Origin of the sequence: Pseudomonas sp. NFPP28, from assembly GCF_900115535.1 — a bacterium.
In the GTDB taxonomy this organism is placed as follows: domain Bacteria; phylum Pseudomonadota; class Gammaproteobacteria; order Pseudomonadales; family Pseudomonadaceae; genus Aquipseudomonas; species Aquipseudomonas extremorientalis.
Window position 1 is genome coordinate 291,814 of the sequence record NZ_FOWT01000010.1, and the last position, 16,149, is coordinate 307,962.

General features: G+C 58.3%; 13 protein-coding genes. 12 read left to right on the plus strand and 1 reads right to left on the minus strand.

Annotation, left to right across the window (positions count from 1 at the left end):
- Positions 1-228: 228 nt before the first annotated feature.
- The 8 genes from grpE (at position 229) to BM110_RS25465 (ending at position 10,696) form a co-directional block, all read left to right on the plus strand.
- On the plus strand, positions 229-789 hold the full coding sequence (grpE, locus tag BM110_RS25430) for a nucleotide exchange factor GrpE (protein ID WP_092248360.1): 561 nt from the start codon (positions 229-231) through the stop codon (positions 787-789).
- Positions 790-891: 102 nt separating this feature from the next.
- On the plus strand, positions 892-2,808 hold the full coding sequence (dnaK, locus tag BM110_RS25435; RefSeq protein ID WP_092248363.1) for a molecular chaperone DnaK: 1,917 nt from the start codon (positions 892-894) through the stop codon (positions 2,806-2,808).
- Positions 2,809-3,125: 317 nt separating this feature from the next.
- Positions 3,126-4,250 carry a molecular chaperone DnaJ gene (gene dnaJ / locus BM110_RS25440; RefSeq protein WP_071489991.1) on the plus strand — a complete coding sequence of 375 codons (1,125 nt, stop codon included), beginning with the start codon at positions 3,126-3,128 and terminating at the stop codon, positions 4,248-4,250.
- 10 nt (positions 4,251-4,260) lie between these two features.
- Positions 4,261-5,067 (plus strand): 4-hydroxy-tetrahydrodipicolinate reductase, encoded by an 807-nt coding sequence (gene dapB / locus BM110_RS25445; protein WP_092248366.1) that lies wholly within the window; start codon positions 4,261-4,263, stop codon positions 5,065-5,067.
- 259 nt (positions 5,068-5,326) lie between these two features.
- Positions 5,327-6,463, plus strand: coding sequence for a glutamine-hydrolyzing carbamoyl-phosphate synthase small subunit (gene carA / locus BM110_RS25450; protein WP_071489993.1), 1,137 nt, complete (start codon positions 5,327-5,329; stop codon positions 6,461-6,463).
- A gap of 105 nt (positions 6,464-6,568) precedes the next feature.
- Positions 6,569-9,790 (plus strand): carbamoyl-phosphate synthase large subunit, encoded by a 3,222-nt coding sequence (gene carB / locus BM110_RS25455; RefSeq protein ID WP_010206612.1) that lies wholly within the window; start codon positions 6,569-6,571, stop codon positions 9,788-9,790.
- Positions 9,787-10,263: a transcription elongation factor GreA gene (gene greA, locus BM110_RS25460; RefSeq protein ID WP_060752268.1), complete on the plus strand. Its 477-nt coding sequence runs from the start codon at positions 9,787-9,789 to the stop codon at positions 10,261-10,263. Before carB ends, greA begins: the two co-directional genes overlap by 4 nt.
- A 28-nt stretch (positions 10,264-10,291) precedes the next feature.
- The gene (locus BM110_RS25465; protein WP_071489994.1) at positions 10,292-10,696 is read left to right on the plus strand and encodes an MFS transporter; all 405 of its coding nucleotides are present in this window, start codon (positions 10,292-10,294) and stop codon (positions 10,694-10,696) included.
- Positions 10,697-10,705: 9 nt separating this feature from the next.
- On the opposite strand, the gene yhbY is transcribed toward BM110_RS25465, so the two are convergent.
- Positions 10,706-11,014, minus strand: coding sequence for a ribosome assembly RNA-binding protein YhbY (gene yhbY, locus BM110_RS25470; RefSeq protein WP_028617972.1), 309 nt, complete (start codon positions 11,012-11,014; stop codon positions 10,706-10,708).
- A gap of 106 nt (positions 11,015-11,120) precedes the next feature.
- Here yhbY and rlmE point away from each other — a divergent pair, with 106 nt between their 5' ends.
- From rlmE to glmM, 4 genes are all read left to right on the plus strand, one after another.
- Positions 11,121-11,771, plus strand: a complete 651-nt coding sequence (rlmE, locus tag BM110_RS25475) for a 23S rRNA (uridine(2552)-2'-O)-methyltransferase RlmE (RefSeq protein WP_010206606.1) — start codon at positions 11,121-11,123, stop codon at positions 11,769-11,771.
- Between the two features lie 200 nt (positions 11,772-11,971).
- Positions 11,972-13,882 carry an ATP-dependent zinc metalloprotease FtsH gene (ftsH, locus tag BM110_RS25480; protein WP_058427653.1) on the plus strand — a complete coding sequence of 637 codons (1,911 nt, stop codon included), beginning with the start codon at positions 11,972-11,974 and terminating at the stop codon, positions 13,880-13,882.
- An 8-nt stretch (positions 13,883-13,890) separates the two neighbouring features.
- On the plus strand, positions 13,891-14,742 hold the full coding sequence (gene folP, locus BM110_RS25485) for a dihydropteroate synthase (RefSeq protein WP_071489995.1): 852 nt from the start codon (positions 13,891-13,893) through the stop codon (positions 14,740-14,742).
- 16 nt (positions 14,743-14,758) lie between these two features.
- Positions 14,759-16,096, plus strand: coding sequence for a phosphoglucosamine mutase (gene glmM, locus BM110_RS25490; RefSeq protein ID WP_093125940.1), 1,338 nt, complete (start codon positions 14,759-14,761; stop codon positions 16,094-16,096).
- The last annotated feature ends 53 nt before the right edge of the window (positions 16,097-16,149 follow it).

Below are 16,149 nucleotides of genomic sequence, written 5' to 3' on the forward strand. Positions count from 1 at the left end.
GGTTATTTATACAGTGTTTTGTTCGGAGCTGACAATCCTGGCGTTTAGCTCGATTTGCTTGAATAGATGTGTTTTTTAGCGCGCTGAGGAATGAAAGAGCAGGAATTGATCCCGGTCATGGGAAAGACTTTTGGTAACGCCTACGCCCTTGAACCTGGAAATTGTGGCCCCATATACCGGAACAGAAGCGCGAGTTGAGTTCGCGCATGATTTTGAAAGGAGAAAACTATGGCTGACGAACAGACGCAGGATACGCAAACTCCAGACGCCAATTCGGCTGTCGGCGACGAGCTGGCAACTCGCGTGCAAGTGCTCGAAGAGCAATTGGCGGCTGCGCGGGATCAGTCTTTGCGTGTTGCCGCCGATCTGCAGAACGTCCGCCGCCGTGCCGAGCAGGATGTAGAGAAGGCTCACAAGTTCGCACTGGAAAAATTCGCCGGTGACTTGCTGCCGATCATCGACAGCCTGGAGCGTGGTCTCGAGTTGTCCAATCCGGATGACGAAAACATCCGCCCAATGCGCGAAGGGATCGAGCTGACCCTGAAAATGTTCCAGGACACCCTGAAGCGTTATCAACTGGAAGCCATCGATCCAACCGGCGGCGAACCGTTCAACGCTGAACATCACCAGGCCATGTCCATGCAGGAAAGCCATGACCTGGAGCCTAACAGCGTGCTGAAAGTGTACCAGAAGGGCTATCAGCTCAACGGTCGCCTGCTGCGCCCGGCGATGGTTGAGGTGAGCAAGGAGCCTGCAGCGGTTGCGCCTTCTATTGATGAGCAGGCTTGAAATACGCTGTAAAGCCCCCATCTATAAGTCAAGCGTTTAAGTGCTACCGCAGTTAGCCACCACTGCTGCGGCAACCAAATTCAAGTTTCGGGAGAGTAAATCATGGGCAAAATTATCGGTATCGACCTGGGGACCACCAACTCGTGTGTGTCCGTCATGGAAAATGGCAAGGCCAAAGTCATCGAGAACGCGGAAGGCGCGCGTACCACACCGTCGATCATTGCTTACGCAAATGATGGCGAGATCCTGGTCGGTCAGTCGGCCAAGCGCCAGGCTGTCACCAACCCGCACAACACTCTGTACGCAGTAAAGCGTCTGATCGGTCGTAAGTTCGACGAAGAAGTCGTACAGAAAGACATCAAGATGGTGCCTTACAAAATCGCCAAGGCTGACAACGGTGACGCCTGGGTTGAAGTAAATGGCGCCAAGATGTCTGCACCGCAGATTTCGGCTGAAGTCTTGAAAAAGATGAAGAAGACGGCCGAAGACTACCTGGGTGAAACAGTGACCGAGGCGGTGATCACCGTTCCGGCCTACTTCAACGACAGTCAGCGTCAGGCCACTAAAGACGCCGGCCGCATCGCGGGCCTGGACGTAAAACGCATCATCAACGAACCAACCGCAGCTGCGCTGGCTTACGGTATGGACAAGGCCAAAGGCGACCACACCGTGATCGTTTATGACCTGGGTGGTGGTACGTTCGACGTGTCGGTTATCGAGATCGCTGAAGTTGACGGCGAGCACCAGTTCGAAGTGTTGGCCACCAACGGTGACACCTTCCTGGGTGGTGAAGACTTTGATATTCGTCTGATCGACTATCTCGTTGACGAATTCAAGAAAGAAAGCGGCATCAACCTCAAGGGTGATCCGCTGGCGATGCAGCGTCTGAAAGAAGCTGCTGAAAAAGCCAAGATCGAACTGTCTTCGAGCAATTCGACCGACGTGAACCTGCCGTACATCACTGCAGATGCCACCGGTCCTAAGCACTTGAACGTGAAGATTTCTCGCGCCAAGTTGGAAGCACTGGTTGAAGACCTGGTTCAGCGCACCATCGAACCTTGCCGCATCGCGCTGAAAGACGCCGGTATCGACGTTGGCTCCATCAACGACGTGATCCTGGTCGGCGGTCAGACCCGTATGCCATTGGTTCAACAGAAAGTTACCGAGTTCTTCGGCAAGGAAGCACGTAAAGACGTGAACCCGGACGAAGCGGTTGCCATGGGTGCTGCCATCCAGGGTGCGGTACTGGCCGGCGACGTGAAAGACGTGCTGCTGCTGGACGTCAGCCCGCTGACCCTGGGTATCGAAACCATGGGCGGCGTGATGACTGCGCTGATCGAGAAAAACACCACGATTCCTACCAAGAAATCCCAGGTGTTCTCGACTGCCGACGACAACCAGGGCGCGGTGACCATTCACGTGCTGCAAGGTGAGCGTAAGCAGGCTGCTCAGAACAAGTCCCTGGGCAAGTTCGACCTGGCCGAGATTCCACCAGCTCCACGTGGCGTGCCACAAATTGAAGTGACCTTCGACATCGATGCCAACGGCATCCTGCACGTTGGCGCGAAAGACAAGGCGACTGGCAAAGAGCAGAAGATCACCATCAAGGCCAACTCCGGTCTGTCTGATGAAGAAATTCAACAGATGATTCGTGATGCTGAAGCGAACGCTGATGCGGATGCCAAGTTTGCCGAGCTGGCTGGCGCCCGTAACCAGGGTGATGCGCTGGTTCACTCGACGCGCAAAATGGTCGCTGATGCTGGCGATAAAGTGACTGCCGAAGAGAAGGCTGCCATCGAAGCTGCTGTCGTTGCCCTGGAAACCGCCGTGAAAGGCGATGACAAGGCAGCTATCGAAGCCAAGATCGAAGAACTGTCGAAAGTGTCTGCGCCAGTTGCTCAGAAAATGTACGCCGAACAAGGTCAGCCAGCTGACGGTGCTGCGCAACAGGCAGAGCCTGAAGCCAAGCACGACGACGTTGTCGATGCCGAGTTCGAAGAAGTCAAAGACCAGAAGTAAGTTGGTCGCCCGGTTGACCGCTATCAAGCGGTGACTGGTAGGATGTCGCCGCGCGGGAGCTTGCTCCCGCGTTGGCGTGTCTGGGGTATGCGAATTTTTACAGCATGCGACAGTCTTCGGATGCTGGCGGTGTGATCGGGAATGCTCCTGCTTTCCGAGCAGTAAATACCGCATTTTTGGCCGGGTCCCTGGCTAAAAGTAGTAATGACCAGGATCGTTGAATTGACGTGAGTTGGGTCCGGGCCTGTATTGGGGCTCAACGAGTTTGGCAAGGCTCAGGAGGGTCTGGCCGAACGTCCTTAAGAGTGCAAAGACTTATGGCAAAGCGTGACTATTACGAAGTATTGGGTGTGGAGCGCGGCTCCAGCGAGACGGACCTGAAGAAGGCCTACCGTCGCCTGGCGATGAAGCATCACCCGGACCGTAATCCGGATAGCAAAGAATCCGAGGAAATGTTCAAAGAGGCCAACGAGGCCTACGAATGCCTGTCTGATCCCAACAAGCGGGCAGCGTACGACCAGTATGGCCACGCCGGTGTCGACCCGAGCATGGGCGGCGGCGGTGCCGGTTTTGGTGGCCAGAACTTCTCCGATATCTTCGGCGATGTATTCAGCGACTTCTTCGGTGGTGGCCGGGGTGGTCAGCGTGGCGGCGCCCAGCGTGGCAGCGACTTGCGCTACACCCTGGAGTTGAACCTGGAAGAAGCCGTACGCGGCACCAGCGTCAATATCCGTGTGCCGACGCTGGTCAATTGCAAGCCGTGCGACGGTTCGGGGGCCAAGAAAGGCTCTTCGCCGATCACCTGCCCAACGTGCGGCGGTATTGGTCAGGTCCGTATGCAGCAGGGCTTCTTCTCTGTGCAGCAGACCTGCCCGCGCTGCCATGGCCAGGGCAAGATCATTTCCGACCCATGCGACTCCTGCCACGGCGAAGGTCGTGTCGAAGAGTACAAAACCCTTTCGGTGAAAGTGCCGGCGGGTGTGGATACCGGTGATCGCATTCGTCTGTCGGGTGAGGGCGAGGCGGGTACGCAGGGTGGCCCTACGGGGGACTTGTACGTGGTGATCAATGTGCGCGAGCACTCGATCTTCCAGCGTGACGGTAAGCACTTGTTCTGCGAAGTGCCGATCAGCTTTGTTGATGCGGCGCTGGGTGGCGAGCTTGAGATTCCAACGCTCGACGGTCGGGTCAAGCTCAAGATTCCTGAGGGCACCCAGACTGGCAAGCAATTCCGTATCCGTGGCAAGGGCGTTGCGCCGGTGCGTGGCGGCGGTGCTGGCGACCTGATGTGCCGTGTGGCGGTAGAGACTCCGGTCAACCTGAATCGTCGTCAGCGTGAACTGCTTGAGGAGTTCCGCAGCTCGATGGAGGGTGATGACTCTCACTCGCCGAAAACCGCGGGCTTTTTCGACGGTGTGAAGCGCTTCTTCGGCGACCTGTAAGGAATTGAATATGCGACGTATAGCCGTAATGGGCGCTGCCGGGCGCATGGGCAAGACGCTGGTCGAGGCGGTGCAGCAACGCTCGCCGGCCTCCGGGCTGACGGCGGCGATCGTCCGCCCGGGCAGCACGTTGATCGGCGCGGATGCCGGTGAGCTGGCTTCGCTGGGGCGCATCGGCGTTTCGTTGTCGGGCAACCTGGAGCAGGTGGCTGACGAGTTCGACGTACTTATCGACTTCACCCTGCCGGAAGTGATGCTGAAAAACCTGGCGTTCTGCCGCAAGGCGGGCAAGGCGATGGTGATCGGTACCACCGGTTTGACGGTTGAGCAGAAGCAGTTGCTGGTGGAGGCGGGCAAGGATATTCCTATCGTCTTCGCGGCCAACTTCAGCGTGGGCGTGAACCTGTCGCTCAAGTTGCTTGATCTGGCAGCGCGCGTGCTGGGGGACGAGGCGGATATCGAAATCATCGAGACCCATCATCGCCACAAGATCGATGCGCCGTCGGGCACCGCGCTGCGCATGGGCGAGGCGATCGCTGATGCGCTGGGTCGCGACCTGTCGAAAGTGGCGGTATACGGCCGCGAAGGCCATACCGGCGCGCGTGCGCGTGACACCATCGGCTTTGCAACGGTGCGCGGGGGGGATGTGGTGGGTGATCACACCGTGTTGTTCGCCACTGAGGGCGAGCGCCTGGAAATCACGCACAAAGCGTCCAGTCGCATGACGTTTGCCAAGGGTGCGGTGCGTGCAGCACTCTGGTTGGAAGGTCGCGAAGCGGGTCTTTACGACATGCGCGATGTGCTGGATCTGCACTAAGCAGTAGCTAAAGCGGGGCCTCAAGCTTATGCTTAGGCCCCGTTTTTACCCGCTGAGCGACGCCCTGTCGCATTCCCCTGCCTTTAAGGCTCATTAGCGGTGGACCAAAAAAGCCTTTTTCTGTAAGCTACAGCTTTAGTGTGTCCACTAAAAGCGCGCAGAATAATTCAGTGAAGAAGCGGGGTGACGTGTCCATACGTCACTCCGCTTTTTTACAACCTGCGATCGCCCTTTCAGGCTTTATTTACGGGAGGTCTTCTTGACTAAGCCAGCCATACTCGCCCTTGCTGATGGCAGCATTTTTCGCGGCGAAGCCATTGGAGCCGACGGTCAGACCGTTGGAGAGGTAGTGTTTAACACTGCCATGACCGGCTATCAGGAAATCCTTACCGATCCTTCCTACGCCCAACAGATCGTTACCTTGACCTATCCGCACATCGGCAACACCGGTACTACACCGGAAGACGTCGAGTCTGATCGTGTCTGGTCGGCCGGTCTGGTGATTCGTGACCTGCCTCTGGTTGCGAGCAACTGGCGTAACACGATGTCGCTGTCCGATTACCTGAAGGCCAACAATGTTGTGGCGATCGCGGGTATCGACACGCGCCGCCTCACGCGCATCCTGCGTGAGAAGGGGTCGCAGAACGGCTGCATCATGGTCGGTGACAATATTTCCGAAGAGGCGGCGATTGCCGCAGCCCAAGGTTTCCCTGGCCTGAAGGGCATGGACCTGGCGAAAGTCGTCAGCGTCAAAGAGAAGTACGAATGGCGCTCCACGGTCTGGGACTTGAAGACCGACAGCCACGCGACCATCGAAGCCGCGGACCTGCCTTACCACGTAGTGGCCTACGACTACGGCGTGAAGTACAACATCCTGCGCATGCTGGTCGAGCGCGGTTGCCGCGTGACCGTGGTGCCGGCGCAAACCCCGGCCAGCGACGTGCTCGCCCTGCAACCGGACGGCGTGTTCCTGTCCAATGGCCCGGGTGACCCTGAGCCATGCGACTACGCCATCCAGGCGATCAAGGAAGTGCTGGAAACCGAGATTCCGGTGTTCGGTATCTGCCTCGGTCACCAATTGCTCGCCCTGGCCTCCGGCGCCAAGACCCTGAAAATGGGTCATGGCCACCACGGCGCCAACCACCCGGTACAAGACCTGGATACCGGCGTTGTGATGATCACCAGCCAGAACCACGGTTTTGCGGTAGATGAAGCCACCCTGCCGAGCAACGTGCGCGCCATTCACAAGTCGCTGTTCGACGGTTCCCTGCAGGGTATCGAGCGCACCGACAAGAGCGCGTTCAGCTTCCAGGGCCACCCTGAAGCCAGCCCGGGCCCGAACGACGTAGCACCGCTGTTCGACCGTTTCATCAATGAGATGGCCAAGCGACGCTGACTGAGCGGCCTGCGGGCGGCCCCGGATGTCGGTGGCCCCCGCAGGCTCTTCAAAGATTGTTCAAGACGGCTTGCCGACTGACCTGCGGATTTGAGTGACAAACCCATGCCAAAACGTACAGACATAAAAAGCATCCTGATTCTCGGCGCTGGCCCGATCGTGATCGGCCAGGCCTGTGAATTCGACTACTCCGGCGCCCAGGCCTGTAAAGCCCTGCGCGAGGAGGGCTACCGCGTCATCCTGGTGAACTCCAACCCGGCCACCATCATGACCGACCCGGCCATGGCCGACGCCACCTACATCGAGCCGATCAAGTGGCAGACCGTTGCCAAGATCATCGAGAAAGAGCGTCCGGACGCGCTGCTGCCGACCATGGGCGGCCAGACCGCACTGAACTGCGCCCTGGACCTGGAGCGCGAAGGCGTCCTGGAAAAGTTCGGCGTAGAGATGATCGGCGCCAATGCCGACACCATCGACAAGGCTGAGGACCGTTCGCGCTTCGACAAGGCCATGAAGTCCATCGGCCTGGCCTGCCCGCGTTCCGGTATCGCCCACAGCATGGAAGAAGCCAATGCGGTCCTCGAGACCCTGGGCTTCCCGTGCATCATTCGTCCGTCGTTCACCATGGGCGGCACCGGTGGCGGTATTGCTTACAACCGTGAAGAGTTCGAAGAAATCTGCGCCCGCGGCCTGGACCTGTCGCCGACCAAAGAGCTGCTGATCGACGAATCCCTGATCGGCTGGAAAGAATACGAGATGGAGGTTGTCCGCGATAAAAAGGACAACTGCATCATCGTCTGCTCCATCGAAAACTTCGACCCGATGGGCGTGCACACCGGTGACTCGATCACCGTGGCTCCGGCACAGACCCTGACCGACAAGGAATACCAGATCCTGCGTAACGCCTCCCTGGCGGTACTGCGCGAGATCGGCGTGGAAACCGGCGGCTCCAACGTTCAGTTCGGTATCTGCCCGAACACTGGCCGCATGGTCGTGATCGAGATGAACCCGCGCGTATCCCGTTCGTCGGCCCTGGCTTCAAAAGCCACCGGCTTCCCGATCGCCAAGGTCGCGGCCAAGCTGGCCGTGGGTTACACCCTGGACGAGCTGTCGAACGACATCACTGGCGGCAAGACCCCGGCGTCCTTCGAGCCTTCCATCGACTACGTCGTCACCAAGCTGCCGCGTTTTGCCTTCGAAAAATTCGCCAAGGCTGATGCGCGCCTGACCACCCAGATGAAGTCTGTCGGTGAGGTCATGGCCATCGGCCGTACCTTCCAGGAATCCCTGCAGAAAGCCCTGCGCGGCCTGGAAGTGGGCGTTTGCGGCCTGGACGAGAAACTCGACCTGAGCAACCCGGAAAGCATGAGCGTGCTCAAGCGCGAGCTGACCGTGCCGGGCGCCGAGCGCATCTGGTACGTGGCGGACGCGTTCCGTGCCGGCATGACCGTCGAAGACATCTTCGGCATGAACATGATCGACCCGTGGTTCCTGGTGCAGATCGAAGATCTGATCAAGGAAGAAGAGAAGGTCAAGACCCTGGGGCTGGCCAGCATCGACCGCGACATGATGTTCCGCCTCAAGCGCAAAGGTTTCTCTGATCAGCGTCTGGCCAAACTGCTGGGTGTGACCGAGAAGAACCTGCGTACCCATCGCCACAAGCTGGAGATCTTCCCGGTCTACAAGCGTGTTGACACCTGCGCGGCCGAGTTCTCCACCGACACCGCGTACCTGTACTCCACCTATGAGGAAGAGTGCGAAGCCGCGCCGTCGGGTCGCGACAAGATCATGATCCTGGGCGGCGGTCCGAACCGCATCGGCCAGGGTATCGAGTTCGACTACTGCTGTGTCCACGCTGCCCTCGCCCTGCGCGAAGATGGCTACGAGACCATCATGGTCAACTGCAACCCGGAAACTGTTTCTACTGACTACGACACCTCCGATCGTCTGTACTTTGAGCCAGTGACCCTGGAAGACGTGCTGGAAATCGTGCGCGTCGAGAAGCCGAAAGGTGTGATCGTCCAGTACGGCGGGCAAACTCCGCTGAAACTGGCGCGTGCCCTGGAAGCGGCCGGCGTGCCGATCATTGGTACCAGCCCGGACGCTATCGACCGTGCAGAAGACCGCGAGCGCTTCCAGCAAATGGTTGAGCGCCTGAACCTGCGTCAGCCGCCAAACGCCACTGTGCGCAGCGAAGACGAAGCCATCCGTGCCGCCAGCAAGATCGGCTACCCGCTGGTGGTGCGTCCGTCCTACGTGCTGGGCGGTCGTGCGATGGAAATCGTCTACGAAGAAGAAGAGCTCAAGCGTTACCTGCGTGACGCGGTGAAAGTATCCAACGACAGCCCGGTGCTGCTGGACCACTTCCTCAACTGTGCCATCGAGATGGACGTGGACGCGGTGTGCGACGGTACCGACGTGGTGATCGGCGCGATCATGCAGCACATCGAACAGGCGGGCGTTCACTCCGGTGACTCCGCTTGCTCGCTGCCGCCGTACTCGCTGCCGGCGCACATCCAGGACGAAATGCGCGAACAGGTCAAGAAAATGGCCCTGGAGCTGGGTGTTGTCGGCCTGATGAACGTGCAGCTGGCGTTGCAAGGCGAAGACATCTACGTGATCGAGGTCAACCCGCGTGCTTCGCGTACCGTGCCGTTTGTTTCCAAGTGCATCGGTGTGTCCCTGGCCATGATCGCTGCCCGCGTGATGGCCGGTAAGACCCTGAAGGAAATCGGCTTTACCAAGGAAATCATTCCGAACTTCTACAGTGTGAAAGAGGCGGTGTTCCCATTCGCCAAATTCCCTGGCGTGGACCCGATCCTGGGCCCAGAGATGAAGTCCACCGGTGAAGTGATGGGCGTTGGCGATACCTTTGGTGAGGCGTTTGCCAAGGCCCAGATGGGCGCCAGCGAAGTGCTGCCGACCGGCGGTACTGCGTTTATCAGTGTGCGTGATGACGACAAGCCACTGGTTGCAGGCGTGGCCCGCGATCTGATCAACTTGGGCTTCGAAGTCGTGGCCACTGCCGGGACCGCCAAGCTGATCGAAGCTGCCGGCCTGAAAGTGCGTCGCGTGAACAAGGTGACGGAAGGCCGTCCGCACGTGGTTGACATGATCAAGAATGACGAAGTCACCCTGATCATCAACACCACCGAAGGTCGCCAGTCGATCGCGGATTCCTACTCTATTCGTCGTAACGCCTTGCAGCACAAGATCTACTGCACCACCACCATTGCTGCTGGCGAAGCCATCTGTGAAGCGCTCAAGTTCGGTCCGGAAAAGACCGTGCGTCGCTTGCAGGATCTACACGCAGGATTGAAGGCATGACCAAATACCCAATGACCGTCCAGGGCTTCAAGGCCCTGGAAGAGGAGCACGCCCACCTGACCAAGGTCGTCCGTCCGAAGCTTAGCCAGGACATCGGGACGGCCCGCGAACTGGGTGACCTGAAGGAAAACGCCGAATACCACGCTGCCCGCGAGCAGCAAGGTATGGTCGAAGCGCGGATCCGTGACATCGAAGGCCGTCTGCAGAACTCGGTGGTCATTGATGTGACCACCATTCCTCATACGGGCAAGGTGATCTTCGGTACGACCGTCGAAATCGCCAATGTCGAGACCGATGAAAGCGTGACCTACCACATCGTGGGAGAGGACGAGGCCGACATCAAGCAAGGCAAGATCTCTGTGGGGTCTCCGATTGCCCGCGCCTTGATTGCCAAGGAAGAGGGTGATGTGGTCGCTGTGAAAACGCCGAGCGGTGTGATCGAGTACGAGATTGTTGAAGTTCGTCACATCTGAAAGACGGCGCCCGCTTCGTGCGGGCGCCATGCTTTGGCAGCTCTCCCAGATGCTTTGGGTGGGCGGCCTGTGGTTGTTGCATATCGGTGTGTTGCCAGCGCTGGGCCTGATTGGCCTGGCACCGCTGCTGATCGACGAGATCGATGGACTACTCAGTGCGCTGCTGGTGGGTTTTGCGGCGGCGTGCGTGACGCTCCAGGTATTGGTGCTGGTCAAGGCCGAGGGCTTGGGGAGTTTGTGGCGGGATATTCGCGGGCAACTGCTGTTGATGGCGCTGTATGCATGCGCAATGTTTTGCGTGGTGCATGTCTGGTTGCCGGAAGCGTTGCGCTGGCAGCTATTCAGCTATCTTGTGCTAGGGTTCTCCGGCCTGGTGCTGGTTTTACAGCCTGCACCGGGATGGAGTGGCGGGGCGCGCGAAGCACGCCCGTGACCCTTTTTATTACTTGAAGCGGTGTACGTTCGACAGTTGCTTGTTGACGCTGAAGTTCTTGCGATACAGCAGCGCCATCTTGCCGATGACCTGGACCAGGTCCGCTTTGCCTGCCTTGCACAGTTCTGCAATAGCAGCCAGGCGAGCTTCGCGATCAAGGATGTTGACCTTGATCTTGATCAGTTCATGATCGTTCAGCGCACGTTCGAATTCGGCTAACACACCTTCAGTCAAACCGTTATCTGCCACAATCAGAACTGGTTTCAGATGGTGGCCAATGGATTTGTACTGTTTCTTCTGCTCTTGAGTGAGCGGCATAATCTGACCCCTGCGTCTGATCTTGTAAAAAGCGGCGGCCAGTTTACCCGAGCGAGTCCGGGACCGCCCAGTTAATCACGACCCGTTTTATTTTTCGAGGTGGCCCGTGGCCCGTTCCAAAACCAGCCTTAAGTGGCTACAAGAACATTTCAACGATCCTTACGTCAAAAAGGCGCAAAAGGACGGTTACCGGTCCCGGGCCAGCTACAAATTGCTGGAACTCCAGGACAAGGACAAATTGTTCCGCCCAGGCATGAGCGTGATCGACCTGGGTGCCGCCCCGGGGGGCTGGTCCCAGGTGGCCAGTCGTCTGATTGGTGGGCAAGGCCGGTTGATCGCTTCCGACATCCTGGAGATGGACAGCATCCCGGATGTGACGTTCGTGCACGGGGACTTTACCCAGGACGCGGTCCTGGCCGAAATCCTGGAAGCCGTCGGAAATTCGCAGGTGGACCTTGTGATTTCCGACATGGCCCCCAATATGAGTGGATTACCGGCTGTTGATATGCCGCGAGCCATGTTCCTGTGCGAGTTGGCGCTGGATCTGGCGGGTCGGGTATTGCGTCCGGGTGGTGATTTCCTGGTCAAGGTCTTCCAGGGTGAAGGCTTCGACGAGTACCACAAGAACATTCGCAAGCTGTTCGACAAGGTGCAAATGCGTAAGCCGGACTCCTCGCGTGACCGGTCTCGCGAGCAGTATCTGCTGGCGCGGGGGTTCCGTGGCATCGAAGGCGCCGCCAGTGATGAGCGTCTTTGAGGGTTTGAAGGGAGTCGATAGGTTTTTTTATATCGCTTTCGTCACGAAGCTTTACGAATATTGTGTAGTCAAAGTTTCACAAAGGGTTACAGACGGCGCCTGCCAGTGTTGTAGGTAATGTAGTAAGTTAGGCCGGTGAATATCATGCGAAGCGCGCGCCAGTAGCGGAGCTTGCTTCAGAGGGTAGTTAATTGAACGATATGGCAAAGAATCTGATCCTGTGGTTGATCATCGCGGCTGTCCTGGTGACGGTGATGAACAACTTCTCCAGCCCTAACGAGCCGCAGACCCTCAACTATTCCGACTTCATCCAGCAAGTTAAGGATGGCAAGGTCGAGCGCGTAGCGGTTGATGGCTACGTGATCACCGGCAAACGCAACGATGGCGACAGCTTCAAGACCATTCGTCCGGCCATCCAGGACAACGGTCTGATCGGTGATCTGGTGGATAACCACGTGGTCGTCGAAGGCAAGCAGCCTGAGCAGCAGAGCATCTGGACCCAGTTGCTGGTAGCCAGCTTCCCGATCCTGGTGATCATCGCGGTGTTCATGTTCTTCATGCGCCAGATGCAAGGTGGTGCGGGAGGCAAGGGCGGACCGATGAGTTTCGGCAAGAGCAAGGCACGCCTGCTCTCCGAAGACCAGGTGAAAACCACGCTGGCTGACGTTGCCGGTTGCGACGAAGCCAAGGAAGAAGTGGGCGAGCTGGTCGAGTTCCTGCGCGATCCGGGCAAGTTCCAGCGATTGGGCGGCCGCATTCCTCGTGGTGTGCTGATGGTTGGCCCTCCGGGTACCGGTAAAACTTTGCTGGCCAAGGCGATTGCCGGCGAAGCCAAGGTGCCGTTCTTCACCATTTCCGGTTCCGACTTTGTCGAGATGTTCGTCGGTGTGGGCGCCAGCCGTGTTCGTGACATGTTCGAGCAGGCTAAGAAACATGCGCCTTGCATCATCTTCATCGATGAAATCGACGCCGTCGGTCGCCATCGTGGCGCCGGCATGGGCGGCGGTCATGATGAACGTGAGCAGACCCTCAACCAGTTGCTGGTTGAGATGGACGGCTTTGAAATGAACGACGGCATCATTGTGATCGCTGCTACCAACCGTCCGGACGTGCTGGACCCTGCATTGCTGCGTCCAGGCCGCTTCGACCGTCAGGTTGTGGTGGGCTTGCCGGATATCCGTGGTCGCGAACAGATCCTGAAAGTACACATGCGCAAAGTGCCAATGGGTGATGATGTGGCTCCGGCCGTGATTGCCCGTGGTACTCCTGGCTTCTCCGGTGCCGATCTGGCCAACCTGGTCAACGAGGCCTCGTTGTTCGCTGCCCGTACCGGCAAGCGTATCGTGGAGATGAAAGAGTTCGAATTGGCCAAGGACAAGATCATGATGGGCGCCGAGCGCAAGTCCATGGTCATGTCCGAGAAAGAGAAGCAGAACACCGCTTATCACGAAGCCGGTCACGCCATTGTCGGTCGTGTTGTGCCTGAGCACGACCCGGTCTACAAAGTGTCGATCATCCCGCGTGGTCGGGCGCTGGGTGTCACGATGTTCCTGCCGGAAGAAGACCGTTACAGCCTGTCCAAGCGCGCACTGATCAGTCAGATCTGCTCGCTGTACGGCGGTCGGATTGCCGAAGAGATGACCCTTGGCTTCGACGGCGTCACCACCGGCGCTTCCAACGACATCATGCGTGCCAGCCAGATTGCACGGAACATGGTGACCAAGTGGGGCTTGTCGGAAAAACTCGGTCCGCTGATGTATGCCGAAGAAGAAGGCGAAGTGTTCCTGGGGCGTGGCGGTGGTGGTCAAAACGCCAGCTTCTCCGGTGAGACAGCCAAGCTGATCGACTCCGAGGTGCGCAGCATCATTGACCAGTGCTACGGCACGGCCAAGCAGATCCTCACGGATAACCGCGACAAGCTGGATGCCATGGCGGATGCGCTGATGAAGTACGAGACCATTGATGCCGACCAGATCGACGACATCATGGCCGGCCGCACGCCGCGTGAACCTCGCGATTGGGAAGGCGGTTCTGGCACCTCTGGCACTCCACCCGTGGTTCAGAATGAACGCCCTGAAACCCCGATTGGCGGCCCGGCAGCTGATGTCTAAGGTTTGAAATGACTTCTGTGTTGTCCTCCACCCGGTTGCCTTGCGGCAACCGGGTTCTTGATTTGGCCCATACGCATGTCATGGGCATTCTCAATGTAACCCCCGACTCTTTCTCTGATGGCGGCCGCTTCAGTCAGCGCGATGCTGCATTGCGTCATGCAGAGGCCATGGTGGCGGCGGGAGCGACCCTGATTGATGTCGGCGGTGAGTCGACTCGGCCTGGTGCTCGACTGGTTTCTCCCTTGGAGGAGCTGGAGAGGGTCGCGCCAATAGTTGAACGCATTGCGCGTGAACTGGACGTGATCATCTCGGTTGATACATCAACCCCGGCGGTAATGCGCGAAACTGCACGCCTGGGGGCGGGAATGATTAACGATGTCCGCTCCCTTCAGCGTGACGGTGCGCTTGATGCGGCAGCGGCCACCGGTTTGCCGGTGTGTCTGATGCATATGCTGGGTGAGCCGAGCAATATGCAGGACAGTCCTCACTATGATGATCTTGTTGGTGAGGTGAGTGGATTTCTTGCCGAGCGGGTTGCGCACTGCGTTGCCGCCGGGATTGCTGTGGAAAAGATCGTCCTCGATCCCGGTTTCGGCTTTGCCAAGACCCTGCAGCACAATCTAAGTCTGTTCAAGCATATGGAGTCCTTGCATGCCCTTGGTCGGCCTCTTCTGGTCGGCGTTTCGCGCAAGAGCATGATAGGGCTTGCGCTGAATCGCCCGGTGGGTGAGCGACTGTACGGTGGTCTTGCACTGGCGGCGCTTGCAGTCACCAAGGGTGCGCGTATCTTGCGGGTGCATGATGTTGCCGAGACGGTGGATGTGGTGCGTATGATTGCCGCGGTAGAATCAGCCGAATAAGAATGATGGAGCACTTATGACTAAAAAATATTTTGGCACCGACGGTATTCGCGGTCGGGTCGGCGAGTTTCCGATTACTCCTGATTTCATGCTCAAGCTCGGCTGGGCCGCAGGTATGGCGTTCCGCAGCATGGGCGCGTGCCGCATCCTGGTGGGCAAGGACACTCGGATTTCGGGTTACATGTTCGAGTCGGCGCTGGAGGCGGGGTTGTCTGCCGCGGGTGCCGATGTGATGCTGCTGGGGCCGATGCCGACGCCGGCCATCGCTTACCTGACGCGCACCTTTCACGCTGAAGCCGGTATCGTGATCAGTGCTTCGCATAATCCTCATGATGACAACGGCATCAAGTTCTTCTCGGGTCAGGGCACCAAGCTGCCGGACGAGATCGAGTTGATGATCGAAGAGCTCCTGGATGCGCCGATGACGGTGGTTGAGTCCAGCAAGCTTGGCAAGGTGTCGCGTATCAACGACGCCTCCGGCCGATACATTGAGTTCTGCAAAAGCAGCGTGCCAAGCAGCACCAATTTTGCCGGCCTGAAGATTGTGGTCGATTGCGCCCATGGTGCGACCTACAAGGTGGCGCCGAGCGTATTCAAGGAGTTGGGCGCAGACGTGACAGTGCTGTCGGCCCAGCCTAACGGGTTGAACATCAACGAGAACTGCGGCTCCACCCATATGGAGCAGTTGCAGGCCGCTGTACTTGCCGGGCATGCCGACCTGGGTATTGCCTTTGATGGTGATGGTGATCGTGTACTGATGGTGGATCACACGGGTGTCATTGTTGATGGTGATGACCTCCTGTTCATCATTGCTCGCGACCTGCACGAGCGTAACAAGCTGCAGGGCGGTGTCGTCGGTACGCTGATGAGTAACCTGGGGCTTGAACTGGCCCTGGCGGATCTGGGTATTCCGTTCGTGCGTGCCAATGTCGGTGACCGCTATGTGATCGCGGAACTGCTTGAGCGCAACTGGCAGGTAGGTGGTGAGAATTCCGGACACGTAGTCTGCTTCCAGCACACCACGACAGGCGATGCGATCATTGCTGCGCTGCAGGTGCTTATGGCCATGAAGCGTCGTGAAGAAAGTCTGGCCCAGGCGCGCCAGGCCGTGCGCAAGTGCCCGCAAGTATTGCTGAACGTGCGTTTTGCGGGCGGCTCAAATCCTATTGAGCATCCGGCTGTCAAAGAGGCATGTGAGCGTGTAACCCTGGCAATGGAGGGGCGTGGCCGTGTGTTGTTGCGCAAGTCCGGCACAGAGCCGTTGGTGCGTGTCATGGTCGAAGGTGATGACGAAACACAGGTTCGCGGCCATGCCGAAGACCTGGCAAAACTGGTAACTGAAGTTTGCGCCTGAATTCGGCTTGCCAGTGATGATGTGGTTGGGTAACATCTGCGCCCACTTTGACC

Coding starts and splice junctions, on each gene's coding strand:
- grpE (WP_092248360.1), top strand. CDS start 229: ATGGCTGACGAACAGACGCAGGATACGCAAACTCCAGACGCCAATTCG.
- dnaK (WP_092248363.1), top strand. CDS start 892: ATGGGCAAAATTATCGGTATCGACCTGGGGACCACCAACTCGTGTGTG.
- dnaJ (WP_071489991.1), top strand. CDS start 3,126: ATGGCAAAGCGTGACTATTACGAAGTATTGGGTGTGGAGCGCGGCTCC.
- dapB (WP_092248366.1), top strand. CDS start 4,261: ATGCGACGTATAGCCGTAATGGGCGCTGCCGGGCGCATGGGCAAGACG.
- carB (WP_010206612.1), top strand. CDS start 6,569: ATGCCAAAACGTACAGACATAAAAAGCATCCTGATTCTCGGCGCTGGC.
- greA (WP_060752268.1), top strand. CDS start 9,787: ATGACCAAATACCCAATGACCGTCCAGGGCTTCAAGGCCCTGGAAGAG.
- BM110_RS25465 (WP_071489994.1), top strand. CDS start 10,292: ATGCTTTGGCAGCTCTCCCAGATGCTTTGGGTGGGCGGCCTGTGGTTG.
- yhbY (WP_028617972.1), bottom strand. CDS start 11,014: ATGCCGCTCACTCAAGAGCAGAAGAAACAGTACAAATCCATTGGCCAC.
- ftsH (WP_058427653.1), top strand. CDS start 11,972: ATGGCAAAGAATCTGATCCTGTGGTTGATCATCGCGGCTGTCCTGGTG.
- folP (WP_071489995.1), top strand. CDS start 13,891: ATGACTTCTGTGTTGTCCTCCACCCGGTTGCCTTGCGGCAACCGGGTT.
- glmM (WP_093125940.1), top strand. CDS start 14,759: ATGACTAAAAAATATTTTGGCACCGACGGTATTCGCGGTCGGGTCGGC.